Here is a 22,393-nt window from a genome sequence, read left to right as displayed (position 1 = left end):
GCTCACAGTCGGGTCGAGCCGGCCGCTGGAACATCACTTCCGGAACTGTTCGGAAATTCCGTGACGACACGGGAATGTCGACTGCGGAGTACGCCGTGGGCACAGTCGCCGCAGTCGGGTTCGCCGCCGTGCTCTATGCGGTTATCCATAGTTCGGCAACCCGCACACTACTGACCAACATCATAAATCGGGCATTATCGATTCAGTTCTGAGGCGAATCGAAACGATATTCGGATAACGGCAAAAAATTTTGCCCACAAATTTCTGCCGACGACCGATGATTCCGAGAATGCCAACGACAATATGATTACGCTACGCCGCACCCGCTCTGGCGACACCGGAGAACCTGGCCTTCCTCACGCCGCGGCAGCCGGCAGCAAACGGCGCACGGCTGATGACAGCGGCCAGGCAACAGCCGAACTGGCGTTCGCGATCCCGTCTCTGATACTCGTGCTGCTGATCTCAATATGGCTTGTCAGCGCCGTGGCCATTCAAGCGCGGTGCGCGGAGGCGGCTCGCGTAGGGGCCCGTGCCGCCGCTCGCGGGGAAACTGACGAAACAGTGCGATTATGGTCTGGAAGAGCCGCGCCGCACGGTTCAGAAATATCTATCACTCGTGGCTTTAATTTCGTTGTGGTACGGGTCGCTCTCGACACACACGCAACCATGGGAATCGCTTCCATCACTCCTTTCATCACTATTAAAGCATCATCAACAGCACCGCTTGAAGCAGCCGGAAGCACCGAAGAAAGCCATCTTGACAGCAGTTCCTGAGAATCAGGAAAGAAGGAGAAAAATGCCTTCGAAAGACATGATCGAAACGCGCCCGAAGGAATGGTTTCGATGGCGGCTACACGATGAATCCGACGGCGGGAACATGCCGCGGAGAAAGCGTCCGGGCGACACGGGCTCGGCGACCGTACTCGTACTTTCCGCATTTCTCGTTCTTGGCGCCTTAACCGGCGTCGTCCTGATGGTGGCGATGATCGCGGTCTATCGTCAGCGGGCCGCGAACGCCGCCGACATGGCAGCGCTCGCGGCCGCCAGCGATCCATTCGGAAATCCACTGTCCAGGTGCGCCCGTGCTGACGAAATCGGATTCGCGAACCACGGCCGCGTCCTGTCCTGCATGATCTCGGGAGATATCGTGAAGATTGAAATAGCAATCGATCTGCCCGGAACGCTCAGAGGCTTTGGACCGTTGCTTGCCCAGGCCCGTGCCGGCCCGTGGAACGCAACCGCTGACGGTTCTGCCCTGAGCGCTCCGCCCACCCGCGAAAGCCACGGTCGCGCCGGTGATCCGCGCGTGGAGATGGCCCGCACCACCGGGACAGAGCCAGCTCGCAGCCTACGAAGGCGTGTCCTGCCCGGCTCCGGTCGGATCGAGTCGCCGCAGTACAGCCGCCAGCAACCGGTGCGAGGCCGGCTTGTCCAGCGGTTCGTTACCATTGCCGCACTTTGGCGAGTACACACACGATGGACATCCAGCAACGCACTCACAAGCGGCGATCACATCTCGAGTCGCCCGGAGCCAGGGCCCACCGTGCAGAAAGCCCCGTTCGGCGAAGCCCGCTCCACCCGGATGGCCGTCATAGACAAATACCGTGGCCCTGCCCGTATCGGGATGCAACGCGGTGGACACCCCCCCGATATCCCACCGATCGCAGGTGGCGAACAGCGGAAGGATGCCGATCGCCGCGTGCTCGGCCGCATGGACCGCACCCGGGACATCATCTTCATCGATCTCCGCCTCGGCCAGCAGATCGTCGGTCACCGTGTACCAGACAGCCCGGGTGCGCAGATGCCGTGGGGGAAGGTCAAGCGGCTCCTCCCCCAGCACCCGTCCAGTCACGACCTGACGTCGCTGGTAGCCCACTACCCGACTACTGACCTCGACCATCCCAAGGTGCAGCTCGACCTCATCGACGCGCCGGGAACGGGCCACGTCCATCACCGTGATGTTGGTCACGTCCCTGGCCGATGTTGTCCAGCCCGGCGTGCCCGCCTCAACAAAGGCGACCGCCACATCAAGATCAAATTCGGTGACCACGTAAAAACTGCCCTGATGGAGATATACCGCGCCGCGGTGGACCGTCGCATGCGACGCCGCGGCGTCCACCGTTCCGAGCAGACGCCCGGTCGAGGCCTCCACGATCCGCACGGGCGGACCGCCGATGCCACGGATATCAACATTCGGTCGGTGTTGGTGCGTCCAGTACCAGCCTGTCGGCCGGCGCCGGAGCCGACCGCGACGCACGAGATCATCGACTGTGACCCGGGCCGCCGGCCCGAAAAGATCAAAATCAGCCTCGGTCAACGGCAGTTCGGCCGCCGCGCACTCCAAATGGGGACCGAGCACGTAAGGGTTGTCAGGATCAAGCACGGTGGCCTCGACCGGCCGGCCAAACAAGGCCTCCTGGTGGTGCACGAGATAGGTGTCAAGAGGATCATCACGAGCAATCATGATCACAAAGGCTCCCTGGCCGTCACGGCCCGCGCGACCCGCCTGCTGCCACAACGATGCGAGCGTGCCCGGATACCCGGTGATGATGGCGGCATCCAGCCCGGTAACGTCCACACCCAGTTCGAGAGCGTTCGTCGCGGCAACCCCAAGCAGCCGTCCCGAGCGCAGATCCGCCTCCAGCTCCCGGCGTTCCTCCGGCAGGTAGCCCGCACGATAGGCCGCAACTCGCTTCGCGAGCTCCTCCGACACGTCCGACAACGCTCGCCGGGCCGACTGCGCAACTGCTTCCGCCGCTCGCCGCGAGCGTACGAACGCAAGAGTACGTACACCGTCGATCACGAGATCCACAAGCAGATCCGCGGCTTCGGCGGAGGCCGAGCGGCGAACCTGCCCGCCGTGATCATTGATCGACGAGCCCCCCGGCCCTGCGAGTCCCGTCCCGCCGGGCGCCGATTCCAGGACAGCCGATACCGCTGGTTGCCGGGCCGGCATCGGTGCCGCGGGCGACGGTGCGGACGCTTCGGGACCCGCCAGCTGAAGAGCTGCCGGACAAGGCGGACCAGGCCGAGAGGACGCGGGCGGCTGCCAGGGATCGGTGAGTGGTGGTTCATACAGCACAAACCGTGTCGCGCCCCGGGGGGAGGCATCGTCCTCGACGACTTCAACATCGAGTCCGGTAAGAAGGCCGGCGGAACGGCCGGGGCCGGAGACGGTCGCCGACGCCAGGACGAACACGGGCATCGACCCGTACCGAGCAGCCACCCGTCGCAACCGCCGCAGCACGTGCGCGATGTGGGAGCCGAACACGCCCCGGTAGCCATGGCACTCGTCGACCACGACATATCGAAGACCCCGCAGGAAGACCGACCACCGCCGATGGTAGGGCAACACACCGTGATTCAACATGTCAGGATTAGTCAGTACGAACGTCGCGTGAGCCCGAACCCAGTCGCGCTCGGAGGCAGGCGTGTCGCCGTCGTAAGTAGCGGCACGCACCCCGGTCAGATTGAGCGCACGAACCGCACGGAGCTGGTCGTTCGCCAGCGCCTTGGTCGGAGCGAGGTACAGCGCCCGGGCCGATGGTCCGGCCAGCAGACCGCTGAGCACCGGCATGAGGTATCCCAGCGACTTGCCCGAAGCGGTGCCCGTCGCCAGCACGACGCTGCGTCCGCTGTGCGCATGCTCGGCGGCGAGCGCCTGATGAATCCATGGCGCGTCAATCCCCGCGGCCCTCAGCCGTGCGATCAGTACCGGATCCACCCACGCCGGCCAGGGCGCCCGCATACCAGCCCGAGCCGGGACGTACTCCACGTGTGTGACACACCGCCGACGACGGGCACGCGCGAAAAGTTGATCAAAAATCACCGCGCCACGATCCGGCGCGCCCTCGGGCACTGCGGTTCCGCCCACAGCAGCCCAGCGTAGGCCAGGACGCTCGACCCGCGCCTGGCTGGGCAAACATGCTCACGTGCCGGCTACACAGCCCTGTGTCGTTCGCTGGAGCGTCCCGACGTGACACATCGCGCCGATCGCAGCGAGACATCACACAGTCAACGATGAACAATAGAAAAACAATGAGATCGCAATAATATGCAGAATGCCAGTGGATGCAGGCAACGGCTGTGTCGCGGTGAGCCGGATTGATCCGAGCGTGGGAGGGTAGTGCCGCCGTGATGCCGGCCGTCCGCCGGACGGCTGTCGAACACACGCTAGGAGGAACCGTGGACCTGTCTCTCACGACCCGTGTGGAAGGGGACTTCACGATCGTCGTCGTGGGCGGCGAGATTGACGTCTACACGGCACCGAAGTTGCGTGAGCAGCTCATCGATCTTGTGTCGGGCGGGTCGTACCACCTCATCGTCGACATGGAAAGCGTCGAGTTCCTCGACTCGACCGGTCTCGGTGTACTCGTCGGCGGCCTCAAGCGGGTCCGGGCGCACGAGGGGTCACTGCGGCTCGTCTGCACCCAGGAACGGATATTGAAAATCTTCCGGATCACCGGTCTCACGAAGGTCTTCCCCATCCATGCCTCGGTCGAGGAAGCACTCGCCGCAAAGGACTAGGGCGCGCCTGATGGATGTTGGTCGATGTGGGCACCGATCCGCGCGATCGACGATCCATCAGACACGCCCTGGCCAGCCGAGAACGTCACGAACGGGCGTTTCGCCCGGCCGGGAGGCGGGCCCGGCCGACGGGGCCCGCGGTACACGCGGCCCTGCCGCCGGCTCCCCAGCTCCAGACGGCCGAGCCGGGGAGTCCCGGGCGCGCGGCCAGACGGGCCCCGGCCGATCGCCTGCGCACCCGGGACTCCCCGCGCAACGCCGGACGTCACATGATGGATGCCCGTCGGGCGACCGGACGCAACGAAGTGGTCGGCCACACAGCGCATGTCGGAAAGTCCTGTACCCGGTCATCCCCTCTCCCCCATAACGGTCAGGCACCCCAGAGCCCCCACCACCCATCGAGAGGCAGGTATTTCGACGCATGCCCATCGTCGAGTTGCGCTTCGCCGCCCTGCCCGGGCATGTCCGCACAGCCAGGCTGATCGCTGCCGCGATCAGCCGACGTTCGGGCGTGCCCGACGAGATCCTGGACGAGGTCAAGCTCGCGGTCGGTGAGGCATGTGCCCGAGCTGTCAGCGTGAACCGCCGGTCTGATCCACAAGCACCTGTAATCGTCCGGGTCAACGACGATGACGACGTGTTCGAGATATCGGTGTCCGACCGCGGGCCGCAAGACCGCGGTCGGACACCCGTCCACCACGATGGCCAGGTCCCCTCGCCCGCACTGATCGGTACCGACTGTGCCCAGGTCAGCAAGGATCAGGCCGGCGACGAGATCGGCGACGAGACGTCGCTGGTGGCTCCCGCGGGGCTCGGTCTCGCCCTCATCGAGGGCCTCGTGGACGACGTCACCGTTACCGCATGGCCCGACACACGTGGAACAGTCGTCACGATGCGCTGGCCGATCCGCAAGAAGGCGGACAAACCGATCTCAGCGATCTGACTCCGCGTCACACCGGAACCGAGGCCGCACCGGGACGCCGCGCCGGTCACCGGGGCAAGCCGCCATCGAGCGCGATTACTTATCGTAATCACGTAACATCAACGACACCAGACGGCAACCACTAGGGCATCGAAACCCACCCAGGGAACATGCACAAACCACCAAAGCACAACATTCATCAACTATGACCAACCAAAAACGAGCGCGTGTTACAGCCATGTGGATAGACTGCGCCGCATCGCACACTCGGTCGATCGGCCGGGTGAGATGCCGTGAGTGCTCCCCGTGGTACCGGACGGAGGTTCGGGGGAACGTGGGCCAGTGCGCTGGTTGCCGTATGACGGTACGACAGCGAGCCGGATAATCATCCGGACTCGTTCCAGCCGGCAGTCATGTCGGCGATCGCACTGCATACGTTGACGCGTACGCCGGCCCGGCGTCCCTTCGCGCCCGGACGGCGACCTCGAGGACGTCGTCAGGTGCGACGTCGGGCCGTGCGCGCCCATCGCCACGCCATAACTGGCGCCGGGCGGACTCGGAGGGTGCACCGACCTGACCGGGAGGGCCCATGGTCCCGATCCAAGCCGAGGCAGGTACAAACCCCGGTGGTGTCGCCATCGAACTTAGCGGAGGCCAGCTTGGGCTGGTCGCCAGTGTGGCGGCTATCGCAGCGATCGCGTTGCTGGTCGCCGGGTATCTGGTCCGCGAAGTGCTCGCCGCGAGCCAGGGAAGCCCCCGAATGATCGAGGTCGGCCGGGCCGTCCAAGAAGGCGCCGCAGCGTATCTACGACGGCAGTTCATCACTGTGGCGGGCTTCGTCGTCGTGATCCCGTTTGTGCTGCTGCTGCTGCCGGCGGACACGGCCGGCTCCCGGGTGGGACGCTCGGTGTTCTTCGTCCTCGGAGCCGTTTTCTCCGCGCTTGTCGGCTTCGTCGGCATGTCGCTCGCCACCCGTGCGAACACCCGTACCGCCGCCGCGGCCATCCAGCAGGGGGAGCGTGCCGCCATGCGGATCGCCTTCCGTACCGGCGGTGTCGTCGGGATGTTCACGGTTGGTCTGGGCCTGCTCGGAGCTGCGGTCGTCGTATTGGCCTTCCGTGACACAGCTCCGCAGGTCCTGGAAGGATTCGGGTTCGGAGCGGCGCTGCTGGCGATGTTCATGCGAGTCGGTGGAGGTATTTTCACCAAGGCCGCGGACGTAGGAGCCGATCTCGTCGGCAAGGTCGAACAGGGCATCCCCGAGGACGACCCACGCAACGCGGCCACGATCGCCGACAACGTGGGGGACAACGTCGGAGACTGCGCGGGAATGGCAGCCGACCTGTTCGAGTCCTACGCGGTGATGCTGGTAGCCGCGTTGATCCTCGGCGTCAAGGCCTTTGGCGAGAACGGCCTGGTCTTCCCGCTGCTCGTTCCCGCGGTGGGTGTACTCACCGCGATCATCGGCATCTTCTCAGTCGCCCCACGTACCGGCGACCGCAACGGCATGGCGGCGATCAACCGAGGGTTCTTCATCTCGGCGCTGGTCTCCGCGGTCGGCGTGGTCATCGTCTCGTTCGCCTACCTGCCGGACAGCTTCGCCGGTTTCCCCGGCCTCGAGAAGAGCAGCCAGGGTGGCGACCCGCGGTTCATCGCGATCACAGCTGTCCTTATCGGTATCATACTGGCTACCGCAATCCAGCTCCTCACCGGTTACTTCACCGAAACCAACCGCAGGCCGGTTCAGGACATCGTGAAGGCATCCACCACGGGCCCGGCAACCAACATTCTTTCCGGTATCGGGGTCGGGCTGGAGTCGGCCGTGTATTCGGCGCTGCTCATCAGCGCGGCGGTCTTCGGCGCATACCTGCTCGGGTCCGGCAGTACCACAGTAGCGCTCTTCGCAGTAGCCCTGGCCGGCACCGGACTGCTGACAACGGTCGGAGTGATCGTATCCATGGACACCTTCGGTCCGGTCAGCGACAACGCCCAGGGTATTGCCGAGATGTCCGGTGAGGGCATGGACGGCGAAGGTGCCGCGATCCTCACCTCCCTCGACGCGGTCGGCAACACCACCAAGGCCATCACCAAGGGCATCGCGATCGCCACCGCGGTGCTGGCCGCCACCGCTCTGTTCGGATCGTTCACCGACACGGTCAACGAGGCGCTCATCGACGCAGGCCGGACCGCCCTGGGATCGCGCACCCTCGACATCGCCTATCCGGACGCCCTGGTCGGATTGATCATCGGCGCCTCGGTCGTGTTCCTGTTCGCCGGGCTCGCGATCAACGCGGTCGGGCGCGCCGCTGGACGGGTGGTGGAGGAGGTACGCGACCAGTTCCGAACCAAGCCAGGAATCATGGATGGTACCCAGAAGCCCGACTACGGTGCTGTTGTCGACATCTGCACCCGGGACTCACTACGAGAGCTGGTCACTCCAGGCACTCTTGCGGTTCTCGCGCCGATCGCGGTTGGCTTCGGACTCGGCTACCCACCGCTGGGCGCCTACCTTGCCGGGGCGATCGCCGGCGGCGTCCTCATGGCGGTCTTTCTCGCCAACTCCGGTGGGGCCTGGGATAACGCGAAGAAACTCGTCGAAGACGGCAACTACGGCGGCAAGGGCTCCGACGTCCACGCCGCCACCGTCATTGGTGACACCGTCGGTGATCCGTTCAAGGACACCGCCGGCCCGTCGATCAACCCTCTGATCAAGGTAATGAATCTGGTCAGCCTGTTGATCGCGCCATCTGTGGTGAAGTACTCGGTCGGTGATGACGAGAACAAACCGCTACGGATCGCCATCGCCGTCGTGGTCGTCGGGGTGATTTCCACCGTCATCATCTACTCGAAACGACGTAATACCGCACTAGGGCTTGCACCGGCAGTGACCGAACAGCGCTCGGCAGCCACCCCGAAGGCGACAGTGTAGCCAATCCCCTCATCGCTCCCACCCGGCGCACCAAGAGGAGGAGAAGGAGGGAGAAGAAGGGGGAAGGAGTGGGAAGGAGGAGTCACCGTCACCGCCGGAACGGGGCATCCGGCGGTGACGGACCGGGTCCCGTCAGGGCCCGCTCCGTCGACGTCAGCAGACCCGGGTGCGCGACACGGCGTACGGTCTCCTCCGGCGTCCACAACACCGGACGCCGGAGAAAGCCGCCGCGCCGCCGGCTGACATACCGGTGTGTGTCGACCTACTGTCGGGATATGGGCCCGGGAGCTCGCAACGAGCCCCAGGCCGGTTTCCACCGGCGGTTTGGCCGTCCGCACCGCAGCCCGACACCCTACGAGTCGCACAGCCGAAGTCGAACCACCCCCTGCAACGAGGAGAGAAGTGCCCCCGCGCACGAAGCCGACAAATAGCGGGACGCGCCGGTCGAACGCCGGGTCATCGAGCGCCGGGTCATCGACGCCCGTCGTCGAGCCCACGGCCTTCGGCACCGACGCCGAGCCCGACACGGACATCGACACGTCCGGCAACGGCACCGCATCCCGTCCCAGCACGCGGACGAACACGAATAGTAATCGAACCGGTACCTCATCGACCGCTCCCAGCGGCACCGGGACCCGGCTGGTGATTGTTGAGTCACCCGCGAAGGCAAAGACCATCGCCGGGTACCTCGGCCCCGGCTGGCAGGTCGAGTCCAGTATCGGCCACATCCGGGACCTACCGCGCAACGCCGAGGAAGTGCCGGTCGCGCACAAGGGCAAACCGTGGGCCCGGCTCGGGGTGGACGTCGACAACGGCTTCGAGCCGCTCTACGTCGTCACGCCCACCAAGAAACCCCAGGTCAGCAAGCTCAAGGCGCTGGTCAAGGAAGCGAGCGAGCTCTACCTCGCCACAGATGAGGACCGCGAGGGCGAGGCGATCGCCTGGCACCTGCTGCAGACGCTGAAGCCGACCGTGCCGGTGAAACGCATGGTCTTCCACGAGATCACGCCTCAGGCGATCCAGCGAGCGGTGGACAACCCGCGCGAGATCAACGAGAACCTGGTCAACGCGCAGGAGACCCGGCGCATTCTCGACCGGCTCTACGGCTACGAGGTCAGCCCGGTGCTGTGGAAGAAGGTGATGCCGAAGCTGTCAGCCGGTCGGGTCCAGAGCGTTGCAACCCGCATCCTGGTGGAACGCGAACGCGCTCGGATGCGCTTCACCGCGGCCGAGTACTGGAACATCGAAGGGGTCTTCGGGACGCGGGCGACGCAGGCGACGGGTGACGGCGCTTCGCCGGACCGGGTACCGGCTGCCGCGGCGCCCGACAGCACTCCGCTGCCGGCGAACCTGGTCGCGCTCGACGGCCGGCGGCTGGCCACCGGACGCGACTTCAGCTCCTCCGGGGAGCTCACCGCCGCGGACGTGGTGCGGCTCGACGAGACCGCGGCGCGCGCCCTGGCCGGCAGGCTTGTCGACACGATCTTCACGGTTCGGTCGGTGGAGACCAAACCGTACCGCCGCTCTCCCTACCCGCCGTTCATGACATCCACCCTGCAGCAGGAGGCCGGCCGCAAGCTGCGCTTCTCCAGCCAGCGGACGATGCAGGTAGCGCAGAAGCTGTACGAGAACGGCTATATCACCTATATGCGGACGGACTCGACGAACCTGTCCGCAACCGCGCTCACCGCCGCCCGGGAGCAGGCCCGAACCCTCTACGGGCCGGAGTACGTGCCCGAGCGGCCCCGTACCTACACGAAAAAGGTCAAGAACGCCCAGGAGGCGCACGAGGCGATCCGACCGGCCGGGGATCACTTCCAGACCCCCGGCGAGGTGCGTGCCGCACTCCGCGACGACATCGACGGCTATCGGCTCTATGAACTGATCTGGCAGCGGACGGTCGCAAGCCAGATGGCCGACGCTCTCGGTACGTCGGCGACGGTCCGGCTCGGTGGGGTGTCCAGCGCGGGGGAGGATGCCGAGTTCTCGGCGTCGGGAAAGGTCATCACCTTCCCGGGCTTCCTGCGCGCCTACGTCGAGGGCGCGGACGACCCCGACGCGGAGCTTGAGGACCGTGAACGCCGCCTGCCAGCCGTCCGCCAGGGTGACCGGTTGGCCACCCGCGAGTTGAACCCCCGCGGGCACACGACCAGCCCGCCGCCGCGCTTCACCGAGGCGAGCCTGGTCAAGACCCTTGAGGAACTTGGCATCGGGCGGCCGTCCACCTATGCGTCGATCATCGGGACGATCCAGGACCGCGGGTACGTGTGGAAGAAGGGCAGCGCGCTGATTCCCAGCTTCGTCGCGTTCGCCGTGGTCGGCCTGTTGGAAGAGCATTTCGGTCGGCTGGTCGACTACCGCTTCACCGCCTCGATGGAGGACGACCTCGACGACATCGCGGCCGGTACGGCGGCGTCGATCGACTGGCTGACCCGGTTCTACTTCGGTTCGGACGTGGGCCAGCCGGGCGGTGTCGCGCGGTCAGGCGGGCTCAAGCACTTGGTCGGCGAGCGGCTCGGCGAGATCGACGCCCGCGAGGTGAACTCGATCCACCTGGGTACGGCGGATGACGAGCAACCCGTAATGATCAGAGTGGGTAAGTACGGTCCGTACATCCAACACGGTGACCAGCGGGCAAGCATCCCCGAAGATCTTGCTCCGGACGAGCTCACCGTGGCGAGAGCGATGGAACTGCTCGACGCGCCGAGCGGGGACCGGTCGCTTGGCACCGACCCGGACAGCGGCGCGACCATCACCGTCAAGATCGGACGTTTCGGCCCGTACGTCAGCACAGACGACGACCCGCCGCGCAGGGCGAGCCTGTTGGCCACGATGTCCGTTGAGACGGTCACCCTCGCCGATGCGCGCAAACTGCTCACCCTGCCCCGATCGCTGGGCGTTGCACAGGACGGCGAAGAGGTGACGGCCCAGAATGGCCGGTACGGACCCTACGTCAAGAAGGGAGCGGAGAGCCGGTCGCTGGAGTCTGAGGAGCAGTTGTTCACCGTGACATTGGATGAGGCCCTGGCGCTGATCGCACAGCCGAAGGCACGAGGACGCAAGCGAGCCGCGCAAGCCCCGCCGCTGCGCGAACTCGGCGCCGACCCGGCCAGCGGTGCGCCGATGGTGCTGCGGGAGGGCCGATTCGGCCCATACGTCACCGATGGTGAGACGAACGCGAGCCTCCGCAAGGGCGACGAGGTTGCGTCGATCACTGTGGAACGGGCAGCCGAGCTACTGGCCGAACGGCGCGCCCGCGGGCCGGCGCCCAAACGGCGGACAGCGCGCGCTGCCGCATCAGGCGCCAAGGAGCCGGCCGCCACGAAACGGGCCACCGTCCGGAAAGCCCCGGCCAAGAAGGCCCCGGCGAAGAAGGCTGCGAGCGAGAAAAGCACGACCGGGACGGACGGCGGCACGACGGGCACCTCGTCAACCCAACCACGCCGGACGGACTGATGGGCGACCCGGTAGGCGGTGACCACGGCCCACCCCGTTCGCGGCCAGCCCCGGCAGCGTCGTCGGATGGTGGCGGACCGTCTACCGGCAGCACATCACCGACGCCCGCCGCAACCCGTGATGATCCGCGCCAGCACACCGAAGGAGATTTCCGCGCGGTCCTGCGGATCGCGCAGTTCCGCCAGCTCTGGCTGGCGCTGGCCCTGTCCAGCCTGGGTGACTGGATGGGCCTGCTCGCGACGACCGCGCTGGCCAGCTCACTGCGGGCGAGCTTCTCCGACAAGGCATTCGCCATCGGCTCCGTACTGATCGTCCGACTGCTGCCAGCGCTGATCTTCGGACCGCTCGCCGGTGTCGTGGCGGACCGGCTCGACCGACGGTTGACGATGGTCGTCGCGGACATCCTGCGGTTCGGGCTGTTCATGTCCATTCCGCTGGTCGGGACGCTGACCTGGCTGCTCGTCGCATCGCTGCTGATCGAGTGCGTGAGCCTGTTCTGGAACCCGGCCAAGGACGCGAGCGTGCCGAACCTGGTACCCGCACGGCGGCTCGCCGCGGCGAACACGCTGAGTCTGATCACCACGTACGGTTCAGCGCCACTGGGTGCGGCGGTCTTCTCGCTGTTGGCCACCCTGTCGCGGGCGTTGGCGACCAGTGTGTCCTTCTTCGAGACCTCCCCGCTGGACCTCGCGCTCTTCTTCAACGCGACGACGTTCCTGGTATCAGCAATTGTGATCTTCCGGCTGCGCGGGATCGGCCGGACAGCACTCCAACGCGCCGATGCGCACCCCGGGCTGTGGTCGTCGATCACGGAGGGCTGGCGCTTCGTCGGTCACAACCGGCTGGTCCGCGGTCTGGTGATCGGTATTCTCGGGGGGTTCGCCGGTGCCGGCTGCGTGGTGGCGCTCGGGCGGCTCTACGTCCAGATTCTCGGCGGTGGCGACTCCGCGTACGGTGTCCTGTTCGGCGCGGTGTTCGTGGGACTCGCCACCGGGATGGCGCTGGGACCGCGGCTGCTCGGTGACTTCAGCCGGTCCCGCCTGTTCGGCCTGAGCGTCACCGCGGCCGGGGTGGCCATGCTGGCGGTAGCCGTCATGCCCAACCTTGTTCTCGCCTGTGTCCTGGTCGTCTTCGTCGGCATGTTCGCCGGGATCGCATGGGTCACCGGTTACACCCTGTTGCAGGCAGCGGTAAGCGACGAGTTGCGTGGACGAACCTTCGCGCTGGTCCAGTCCCTGGTCCGTATCGACCTGTTGGTGGTGCTCGCGGCCGCGCCGGCGCTGGTGGGAATCATCGGATCACACCGCATCAGCCTGTTTGGCGGCGTCCAGCTCCGTGCCGACGGGGTCACGATCGTCCTGTTTGCCGGCGGCCTGCTCGCGGTGGCCGTCGGCCTGTTCGCCTACCGGCAGATGGATCAGCGTACCGGCATCGCGATCATTCCCGAGCTGCGGAACGCCCTGCTGGGGCGTGAGACATCACCACAGCGTCCTCGCCATGCCGGCCTGTTCGTGGCCCTCGAAGGTGGCGAGGGATCCGGTAAATCGACACAGGCCGAACATTTACGATCATGGCTCGCGTCCGCGGGGCGTGAAGTTGTGATCACCCATGAGCCCGGCGGGACCGCCATCGGCGCAACGCTACGGAAACTGTTGCTGGACCCCACGACGCGGCTGCACCCTCGTACCGAGGCGCTGCTGTACGCCGCTGACCGTGCCGAGCATGTCGCGCGGGTCATCGAGCCGGCGCTGGCGCGGGGCGCGGTCGTCGTCAGTGACCGCTTCATCGACTCATCCGTTGCCTATCAGGGCGCCGGCCGTCAACTCGGGGCGGACGGGGTCGCGGCGCTGTCGCGGTGGGCCACCCAGTCCCTGGTCCCCGACATCACGATCCTCCTCGATCTTCCCGCCGAGATCGGCCTCCGTCGGGTCCGAGAACGGGCCGAGCGGAACAGCTCGACCCGCGACCCGAGCGGCCCGGCTACCAGCCCCACAGCCGGCATCGACCGGATCGAGGCGGAGCGGCTTGCCTTTCACGAACGGGTGCGTGAGGGGTTCCACCGACTCGCTGACAGCGCGCCAGGCCGCTACGTGGTACTCGACGCGGACCAGCCGCCCCGGACGCTGCACAACAAGATCCGGGATGTCATCAACGAACGGTTGCGCGCTGATCGCGACTCAGTCGCCGCGGACCCGCCTGTTGGGCCTGCCTCCACCGGACCAGCTGAGGGCATGCGGGCTGAGAGCATGCGGGCTGAGAGCACTGCCACCGAGGCGACTACGGCGGTTACGGCCGAGCTGTTGCCCGGCCGCCCCACAGCAACGAGGAAAACTCCGTCGGCTCGATAACCCGCCTGCCGTCCAGCGGCTCCCCACGGGCCGTGGTGCGGCCCGCCGGTAACCGTCGACCAGCGGCGTCAGAGAATGGACGGGTGAGCGTGTGGGATGCCCTGATCGGCCAGGAACCGGTCATCGAGGCCCTCGCGGGCGCAGCCAGCACGGCAGCCGGGGTGACCGGGAGCGGTGGGCTCGTCGCGGCCAGAGCCACTATGACCCATTCATGGCTGTTCACCGGCCCGGCGGGCGCTGGGCGGTCGACGGCAGCGCGTGCCTTCGCGGCGGCGTTGAACTGCGAGAACTCCCCCCCAGGATGCGGTGGGTGTCATGGCTGCCACACCGTCCTGACGGACACCGCGTCCGATCTGCGCTCGGTACGCCCGGAGGGGCTGTCGCTGGGTGTGAAGGACATCCGGGAGCTGGTGCGCGACGCCGCGAGCGCGCCGACATCGGGCCGCTGGCGGGTGCTGCTTCTCGAAGACGCCGACCGGCTTACCGATCAGGCCGCCAACGCCCTGCTCAAGGCGTTGGAGGAGCCCGCCAAGCGATCGGTGTTCCTCCTTTGCGCGCCGTCGGTCGACGACGTCCTGCCGACAGTGCGGTCGCGCTGCCGAGTCGTCTCGCTGCGCCTGCCCACCCCCGCACAGGTCGCCGCGGTGCTGGGACGGGACGGGATCGATCCCGCCCTTGCCCAGTTTGCGGCCCAGGCGGCCGCGGGCGATGTGGACCGGGCCCGGTCGCTGGCCGCCGACGAAGCGGCGCGGGACCGGCGCACCGAGGTCCTGCGTATCCCGACCCGCCTGCAACGCACCGGGGACTGTCTCGACGCGGCTGCGGACCTGGTGGCCGCCGCGAACGCCGACGCGGACGCGGCGAACACGAATCGTGACGAGGCCGAAACCGAGGCGTTGAAGATCTCGCTCGGTGTGGGTGCAACATCCGCTGGCAGCACGGCGAAGCGTGCGCGGGCACCAAAGCCCGGCGCGAAGACCCGGGCCGTGGCCGTTCGGGGTGCCGCCGGAGCTCTCAAGGAACTGGCGAAAACGCAGAAAAGCCGTGGCCGACGGACCGTGCTCGACTCTCTTGACCGGGCGCTGGTCGACCTCGCCGGCTGGTATCGGGACGTGCTCGTCGTCCAGCTGGGTGCACCGGTCGACGCGATCCACCCGGACCAGGGCGATGCCGTGACACGGGCCGCGCGGGCGTCCACCCCGGAGCAGACGCTGCGCCGGCTCGAGGCGGTGCTGAGGTACCGGCGGAAGCTGGCGGATAATCCCGCCCTCGTCCCGCTACTGGCTATAGAAGCACTCACCCTCGAACTGCGCGCCGGATAGATCATTACCCACCGTACCGGCAACAGTGTCAGTAAGTCATTCCGTGTCATGAACAGGGGACAACATAGTATGCTCCGGATGTGAGTGGAATCATCCGGGCACGAGTCCGTCCCGCCGGCAGCCGAATTCTTGGCGTGGGCGCCTATCGTCCCATAAAAATAGTATCCAACGCTGAGATCTGTCAACGGATAGACTCCACTCCCGAGTGGATAGAATCTCGGTCCGGTATTCGCAGCAGGCGATTCGCTGCTGTGGATGAATCACTGGGAGCAATGGCAGCCACGGCCGGTGGCAAAGCTCTGGCCAGCGCCGGCATCGGAGTCCCGGATGTCGATTGCATCGTGGTGGCCACCATGTCCCATGTCACGCAGTCGCCATCGGTGGCCACCGACGTGGCTAACCGGCTCGGCGCCCGGCAGGCGGCCGCGTTCGACCTCTCAGCCGCGTGCGCGGGCTTCTGCCATGCTCTTGCGGTGGCCAGCGACATGGTACTCGCCGGCAGCGCCACGTACGTTCTGGTGATCGGCGCCGAACGGATGTCGGACATCATCGACCCGCATGACCGCGGAACGGCTTTTCTTTTCGGGGACGGCGCCGGAGCGATTGTCGTCGGGCCGTCGGAAACAGCGGGCATCGGGCCGGTCGTATGGGGTTCTGATTCCTCGGGCCGGGACGCGATCGGACACGACCGCTCCTATCTGGAATGGCGCGACAACCCAGAGCTGCCATGGCCGACAATGCGGATGGCGGGGCAGCGGGTATACCGGTGGGCATCATGGCAGATGGCGCCCGTCGCGCGCCAGGCCCTCGACATGGCCGGGATCAGCGCGGACGAGCTCGCCGCCTTCATTCCCCATCAGGCCAACATCCGCATCATTGACATGCTCTGCAAGGTGCTCGCCCTGCCCGGCACCGTGACCGTCGCCCGGGACGTCGCGGTGCACGGGAACACCTCGGGTGCGTCCATTCCGCTCGCGATGGACGAGGTTCTCGCGAGCGGTGAGGTGCCCTCGGGTGGCCTTGCGCTGCTCATCGGCTTCGGCGCGGGTCTCGTCTACGCGGCCCAGGTCGTCCGGCTCCCCTGACCTCCGGCCCCCTGACCTCCGGCCCCTGGACCTCCGGGGGCACGGGTGTTCGGCAGGGGCCCGTCTCCCGCCGGCACGGGCTACCTGTCGGCGACGGCGGCCCCGGAACCACGAGCGCTCCGGGGGCGCGGCACGGGGCTGGCACCCATCCGCTCCGGCGCGGCCACCGCGATGCCGTCAGCACCCGACGACGGCCGGACGTTCGGAAGCGAGGCGGCGGCGACCACGGCCACGGCGAGCCCGGCGGTCATCAGCAGGAACGCGTTCGTGTAACCGCTTTCATGCGGCAGTTTTCCCGCGCCTGCACCGGCTGCGATGACAGTGGCGGTAACGGTGGTGCCGATGGAACCACCGATCGTCCGGATGTTGGCGTTCATCCCGGACGCGATTCCGGTCTGGTCAGGGCGAACCGCTACAACCACGAGGTGTGACATCGCCGCGAAGCCCAGCCCGATACCTACTCCCAGCAACGAGGTGGCGATGTAAATCATGTAGCTCTGGCTGTGCGCGAACGTGAGGACGCTGGTGGCGGAAGTCGCGATGAGCGTACCCAGGAGGAGCGGGATCTTCGTGCCGTACCGGGCTCCGATGCGGCCGGCGAATATTCCGGCTACCAGCATGAATACGCTGGCCGGCACCATGTAGAGGCCAGCTGCGGTGACGCTCGCCCCGAACCCGTAGCCTGCCGACCGAGGCGTTTCCACGAACTGCGGTACGAACACCATCACCGAGAACATCGTGAAGCCAAAGAGGACCGCGGTGATGTTCGTCCGGTACACCGTGGGAATCCGCATCATCCGCATGTCCACAAGCGGCTCGGCACTACGGCTCTCAACAGCGAGCCAGAGTGCGATGAGCAGCCCCGCCAACGCGAACAGACCGAGAACCGAGGCGGATTCCCATCCCCACCGGGGCCCCTGGTTGATCCCGAGAAGCAGCGCGACAAGCCAGGCGGCAAGCAGCAACGCGCCGGTGACCGACACGTTTCCACCCACGCGGACGGGTGATTCCGGCACCCGCAGCATGGTCGTCACCAGCGCCACGGCAATGGCCATCGCGGGCAGCCAGAACAGCCAGTGATAGCCCAGGTGGCTGCTGATCGGCCCGGAGATGACCGTCCCCGTCCCGGAACCAACCCCGAGCACAGCTGACACGACACCGATCGCGCTGCCGACCTTCTCCGGCGAAAACTCGTCCCGGATGATCCCGAACGCGAGCGGGAAGATCGCTCCACCCACCCCCTGGACGACCCTGGCAAAGAGCATCACGGGCAGTGACGTCGCAAGCGCGGCAATCACTGTGCCGATACCAAGCACCGCGAGCATAACGACGAGCACGCGCTTCTTACCGCAGACATCTCCGAGACGCCCGAGGATCGGGGTCGCCACGGATGCGCTGAGCAGGTAGGCCGTCATGATCCAGGCAATGCCCGCCTGGCTCGCGCCGAACTCCGCCCGGATCGTCGGCAGCGCTGGCGCGATCATCGTCTGCAGCAGCGAGAAGGTCAGCGCCGACAGGCTGAGAGCCGCGAAGGTCACCGATGACGAGCGTCTTCCATCCACCCCGGCCGTCATACTGGACAGTCCTCTCGCTCGCCGATAGGAGCACATCCCATGATCAATAAAACATATAAAGGATGATACTCAGTATCATTGACGATACCAAGTATCTATTCATCAAAAACGGCGCCGGGATGTGGCCTACACTTCATCTCTGGAGATCGACTTGAGATCGGCTTGGCGACGTAGATCACCACCTCGCGAAACAGCCGCGGAGCAACAATGATCATTGTGGTAGCCCCGAACATCAACGGACGCATCCGACGCCCACGACCACGCAGGTGACTTCTATGACCAACCCGACCGGGATAACCGCCTTCCGGGAACGGCTACGGACGACCGTCCGCGGTGACCTGGCGCAGGTCGCAGTCGAGCTGTTCCTCGAGCACGGCTTCGATGCCGTCACGGTGGATGCGATCGCCGCGGCGGCCGGCGTGTCCCGCAGCACCTTCTTCAGGTATTTTCAGACGAAGGAGGATGCGGTCTTGGCGCACGTCGAGGCCCGTGGGGAGCAGTTCCGCCAGGCCGCGCTGGCCCGGCCGGCCGATGAGCCCGCGCTCCTGGCTGCACGCAACGCCCTCACCCCCCTGATCGAAGACATGAGCCGCAACCGCGAGCGGTCCGTGGCGATCAACGGCCTGATTGAGAGAACCCCGTCTCTGCGTGCCCGCAGGATCGACAAACAGCTGGTCCTGCGCACGATGCTGGCCGATGCGATGGCGAACCGGATGGCGACGGATCCAGCGACCGACCTCCGGCCCGCGCTCATCGCCGGCGTCACCCTGAGCGTGTTCGAAGCCGCCCACACGGCGTGGCTGAGCGCCAACGACGACACCGACCTGGCCGATCTGGTGGACGAGGCGTTCGTGACGGTGGGCGTGGCGTTCGCCACAGCTGCCGTACAGCCCTGAACAAGCCGCCGCGGTCCAGTCCAGATATTGACGGGCCCGAACAACAACAACGGACACAGGCAATTTTGCCTGGAAACACATTCCTTCACCAAATTAGAACAATATAAACACAACAAACGACGGACCGCACCAGCTCCACCTTCACACGGAGATCTGATCAAAAACTCTTTGACCTGCTGATATACCCATCCGCAGGGCATTGAACCGGGTCCGTGTAGCCTCATCGTCCGATGATGACTTTGCTGCCGCCCGCCCACGCCAGGCCTGCTGAAGCCCGTCGCCTAGACACTTCCCCCAGCTACGGATCGTGCGCACCCTGTTGTGTCGCAGCCTTCTCGAGCGGAGGAGGTCGAGTGTGAAACACCAAGAAATCTTCAAAAAAACACGGAGACCACTCCGAAACACAACACTGACTGATTCAACGCGTCTGACAACGGAGCAACACGAAGCCGGCCGGATCACTGCCGAGAACAGGTACGCACATGCACCCGGCAGCCCGAGGACCTCGGTGCGCAAGGTGCTGTCGCGGCGCGGCCGGCTCTGGCTCGCCGGCCTGGGTGTGCTGACGATCGCAACCACGAGCCTCGGCTGCCGCATCGCTCCCACCGGCCGTAACGAGGTCGAGAGCGCGATGGTGGCAGCCACACCCGCTCCATCCGCAGCCGATACCGCCGGCACGCTCACCCCCCCAGCCAGCCCCCCAGCCAGCCCCCCAGCCAGCCCCGGCGCCGCCACCGTCCGATCAGCCGCCGTGACCGCCGGGGCGCCCGGCACATCCATGACGGCCGACGGGCCCACCGGATCGGCGGCCACAGCGCAGGCAACGGCCGGGTGGATGAGCGGCGTCGCCGCGGGCACGCTGACACAGGCGAACCAGTGGTCGGCCTTTCGCGGACGGCCGGTCGACGTGGTCGTCACCTTCGCCGACCGGTCAAGCTGGGAAACGATAACCCATCCGTGGCTTGGCGCGGGCCCGGAGAAGTTCGCCGGTTTCCCCGGCACCTGGGTGATCAGTCAGCCGTTCTTCCCCGCCTCCGGCGGCGACATCGGCGCCTGCGCGTCAGGAGCCTACAACTCCCACTGGCAGGAGTTCGGCCGGTGGCTGACCAACCAGGGCCGCGCGGCCACCGTTGTCCGGCTGGCCTGGGAATTCAACGGCAGCTGGTTCCCATGGTCGGCCTCGAGCAGGCCGGGGTCGTGGGTCGGCTGCTTCCAACAGGTGGTCGGTGCCATCCGGCAGACAGCTGCCCAGGTCCGGATCGACTGGACGATGAACGCACATACCGACGGCGCATTCGACTTCTACCCGGGTGACGCGTACGTCGATGTCATCGGCATCGACACCTTCGACATGTGGCCGGCAAGCACGGACGAGAACTCCTGGAACACCCAGTGCAACGAAGCCGAGGGGCTCTGCTCAGTGATCAGATTTGCCCGCGCGCACGGCAAGAAGTTCTCCGTACCGGAATGGGGACTGGTCGGCAAGCAGGACACCGGTGCCGCGGCAGCCGGGCAGTCGGGTGGGGACAACCCCTTCTACATCCGGAAGATGCACGACACGTTCGTCGCCAACGCCGACGTCTTGTCCTACGAGGCGTACTTCAACAGTCCGGACGCGGGCAACGTCCATTCCGCCCTGGTCAACCCGACTGAACAGCCCAACGGTGCCCAGACCTACGCGCTGTTGTGGTGATGGCGTTATAGGGCACCGCCGAGCCCCGCAACCACAACCGGTCACCGGCTGGCCTCTCCACCGGTGAAGGCCGCGACCACGCCATTGTCACCGTGGACATCAACGACGGCATGGTCGCGGCGGCCGAAGGCGAACAGGAGGAGTTCGGCCGGATTACCGACGAGGGTTACCTCACCGGCACCACGACGCAGTACGACCCGCCCCGGGCCGTCGGCGCGCTCAGCAACCACCCCGACAGCGGACCGTCGGTAGGCGGCCCGGCCGAACATCTGAAACGATCGCCAGAGCGCCCGCTGCATCCCGTCGTCGAGCTGGGATCCGCTCCACCCTGGCCTGGCCCGTCGAACATCCTCATGATGGACGAAGAACTCGACCAGGTTCGCGGCGTCGTCGACCAGGCCGAAACGGGTTGGATGCCACCATGGTGGACCGTCACGGAATATCCTCACCAGGTCCGGAAAGGTATCACCGCGCATGGTGGCTCTCTCCGCCATCGCCGTCACACCATGCAGTGATTTAATCACGAAACCAGGCAGTGCGTATGGCACCCGGTCCCGAGTCACCAAATGAGCAACAAGATCATGAGCGGTCCAGCCAGCACACAGCGTAGCCTGAGCCGGACCGACCTCATCCAGCAGATCCGCAAGAGCCACACGCTGCGCACGGGCACGTCCCATGCACGCAATGCTAAAACCTTCGCATCGCCCTGGCTGGCTACCGACGCGGCCGCCACTCGCCTCAGGGCCCGCCCTCCCCCGCCCCCGCCGCCGGGGAAGCGCTGGGGGCCGGCCGCTGAGCGGCGGTGCTACCGGCGGCGGTGCCGGCGGTGTCCGGCGGCGGGACCGGGCGGCCGAGCAGGTACCAGCCCCACAGGCCCGCCGGTGCTGGTGCGCGCACCGGTCCATCCGCGGCAATGCGGGCGTCCATGGTGTCAAGGATGTGATCCCAGCTCCCGGCGAGCCGCAGCACCAGGCTCCCGACGACAGCGGTGCGGGGAAGGTGCGGATGCGGGCGGGTGGGTGCCCGCCGCATCGATCGTCGGAACGCGGTGGCCATCCGGCGCCGGTCGTCTGGGGAGAGCGCCTTGTCGAGATCGGCGACCAGGGCCTCCTCCGCCGCGATGTGCTGTTCCTCAAGCTCGGCAAGACGCTCACGCAGCCTGCCCATCGACTCGTCCGGCCGGTGGACGTCGCCCTGGATGTACTGGGAGATGCCGCGTAGCACCGACGCGGTTTCCCGTCCCTGGGCACACAGTTCGGCGATGCGCGGCCGACTGTCCGGGAGGCGGCGACGCGCCATGGGATAGACGGATGTCTGCACGGCGTACATATGGGCGCTGATCGCCGCAACCGCCGTGTCGGCGGCTCGCAACGCGCGTCTCGGATCCCCCGAGGTCGCGGCCTCGGTGAAGGTAAGACCAACAAGGTGTGTCGCGGCGTCATGCGACGCTTTGATCATTTCAGGCAGGGACGTCCCGCTCGAATCGTCCCGCTCGCCGGCTCTGGCCTTCTCGGTCGTCGCCGTCCCCTCCGGCCCTGTTGTGGACATCATTGCCACCCCCAAGCCTGCGCACTGCCAATACGGGACCGCTAGGCGACGACCGAGCCGCCAGCGGCTGAATCGACGCTCCTTGGAGCGCCC

At 66.5% G+C, this 22,393-nt stretch carries 15 protein-coding genes and 1 pseudogene; 12 read left to right on the top strand and 4 right to left on the bottom strand.

Going from position 1 to position 22,393, the window contains the following annotated elements; translation table 11 throughout:
• Nucleotides 1-32: 32 nt before the first annotated feature.
• The 3 genes and pseudogenes from MJ777_RS03535 to MJ777_RS22980 all read left to right on the top strand — a co-directional run.
• Nucleotides 33-212 carry a DUF4244 domain-containing protein gene (locus tag MJ777_RS03535; protein ID WP_239348209.1) on the top strand — a complete coding sequence of 60 codons (180 nt, stop codon included), beginning with the start codon at nt 33-35 and terminating at the stop codon, nt 210-212.
• A gap of 91 nt (nt 213-303) precedes the next feature.
• Nucleotides 304-774 (top strand): TadE family type IV pilus minor pilin, encoded by a 471-nt coding sequence (locus MJ777_RS03530; RefSeq protein ID WP_239373111.1) that lies wholly within the window; start codon nt 304-306, stop codon nt 772-774.
• Between the two features lie 22 nt (nt 775-796).
• Nucleotides 797-1,216: pseudogene (locus MJ777_RS22980) on the top strand (Rv3654c family TadE-like protein); the annotation flags it as partial.
• Between the two features lie 132 nt (nt 1,217-1,348).
• Here the strand turns inward: MJ777_RS22980 and MJ777_RS03525 are convergent.
• Nucleotides 1,349-3,874 carry a DEAD/DEAH box helicase gene (locus tag MJ777_RS03525; RefSeq protein ID WP_370651458.1) on the bottom strand — a complete coding sequence of 842 codons (2,526 nt, stop codon included), beginning with the start codon at nt 3,872-3,874 and terminating at the stop codon, nt 1,349-1,351.
• Between the two features lie 311 nt (nt 3,875-4,185).
• On the opposite strand from MJ777_RS03525, the gene MJ777_RS03520 reads away from it, so the two are divergent.
• The 7 genes from MJ777_RS03520 to MJ777_RS03490 all read left to right on the top strand — a co-directional run bounded on the left by MJ777_RS03520 (nt 4,186) and on the right by MJ777_RS03490 (nt 16,589).
• On the top strand, nt 4,186-4,527 hold the full coding sequence (locus tag MJ777_RS03520; RefSeq protein WP_239309048.1) for an anti-sigma factor antagonist: 342 nt from the start codon (nt 4,186-4,188) through the stop codon (nt 4,525-4,527).
• 421 nt (nt 4,528-4,948) lie between these two features.
• The gene (locus MJ777_RS03515; protein WP_239309046.1) at nt 4,949-5,470 is read left to right on the top strand and encodes an ATP-binding protein; all 522 of its coding nucleotides are present in this window, start codon (nt 4,949-4,951) and stop codon (nt 5,468-5,470) included.
• 568 nt (nt 5,471-6,038) lie between these two features.
• Nucleotides 6,039-8,378, top strand: coding sequence for a sodium-translocating pyrophosphatase (locus MJ777_RS03510; protein WP_239309044.1), 2,340 nt, complete (start codon nt 6,039-6,041; stop codon nt 8,376-8,378).
• A 402-nt stretch (nt 8,379-8,780) separates the two neighbouring features.
• Nucleotides 8,781-11,834, top strand: coding sequence for a type I DNA topoisomerase (gene topA / locus MJ777_RS03505; protein ID WP_239373109.1), 3,054 nt, complete (start codon nt 8,781-8,783; stop codon nt 11,832-11,834).
• Nucleotides 11,834-14,182 carry a dTMP kinase gene (tmk, locus tag MJ777_RS03500; RefSeq protein ID WP_239309041.1) on the top strand — a complete coding sequence of 783 codons (2,349 nt, stop codon included), beginning with the start codon at nt 11,834-11,836 and terminating at the stop codon, nt 14,180-14,182. The genes topA and tmk overlap by 1 nt, the downstream gene beginning before the upstream one ends.
• Before the next feature lie 83 nt (nt 14,183-14,265).
• On the top strand, nt 14,266-15,504 hold the full coding sequence (locus tag MJ777_RS03495) for a DNA polymerase III subunit delta' (RefSeq protein WP_239348205.1): 1,239 nt from the start codon (nt 14,266-14,268) through the stop codon (nt 15,502-15,504).
• 80 nt (nt 15,505-15,584) lie between these two features.
• Complete coding sequence (locus tag MJ777_RS03490; protein WP_239309037.1) at nt 15,585-16,589, top strand: beta-ketoacyl-ACP synthase III; 1,005 nt, start codon at nt 15,585-15,587, stop codon at nt 16,587-16,589.
• A gap of 80 nt (nt 16,590-16,669) precedes the next feature.
• Here the strand turns inward: MJ777_RS03490 and MJ777_RS03485 are convergent, their stop codons facing one another.
• Nucleotides 16,670-18,151 carry an MFS transporter gene (locus MJ777_RS03485; RefSeq protein ID WP_239373107.1) on the bottom strand — a complete coding sequence of 494 codons (1,482 nt, stop codon included), beginning with the start codon at nt 18,149-18,151 and terminating at the stop codon, nt 16,670-16,672.
• A gap of 287 nt (nt 18,152-18,438) precedes the next feature.
• Here MJ777_RS03485 and MJ777_RS03480 point away from each other — a divergent pair, with 287 nt between their 5' ends.
• A complete protein-coding gene (locus tag MJ777_RS03480) occupies nt 18,439-19,059 on the top strand; it encodes a TetR family transcriptional regulator (protein WP_239309033.1) in 621 nt (206 codons plus the stop codon).
• 508 nt (nt 19,060-19,567) lie between these two features.
• Entirely contained in the window at nt 19,568-20,752 is a 1,185-nt protein-coding gene (locus tag MJ777_RS03475) for a glycoside hydrolase family 26 protein (RefSeq protein WP_239373105.1), read from the top strand.
• Between the two features lie 41 nt (nt 20,753-20,793).
• Here MJ777_RS03475 and MJ777_RS03470 read toward each other — a convergent pair whose 3' ends face one another.
• On the bottom strand, nt 20,794-21,429 hold the full coding sequence (locus MJ777_RS03470; protein ID WP_239309029.1) for a TIGR03085 family metal-binding protein: 636 nt from the start codon (nt 21,427-21,429) through the stop codon (nt 20,794-20,796).
• 61 nt (nt 21,430-21,490) lie between these two features.
• Nucleotides 21,491-22,300 carry a hemerythrin domain-containing protein gene (locus MJ777_RS03465; RefSeq protein WP_239373095.1) on the bottom strand — a complete coding sequence of 270 codons (810 nt, stop codon included), beginning with the start codon at nt 22,298-22,300 and terminating at the stop codon, nt 21,491-21,493.
• Between the last annotated feature and the right edge of the window lie 93 nt (nt 22,301-22,393).

It is taken from the genome of Protofrankia sp. Cj5, from assembly GCF_917627405.1.
In the GTDB taxonomy this organism is placed as follows: domain Bacteria; phylum Actinomycetota; class Actinomycetes; order Frankiales; family Frankiaceae; genus Protofrankia.
The sequence above is the reverse complement of the archived record's forward strand: the minus strand, read 5'-3'. Positions and strand labels throughout refer to the sequence as shown.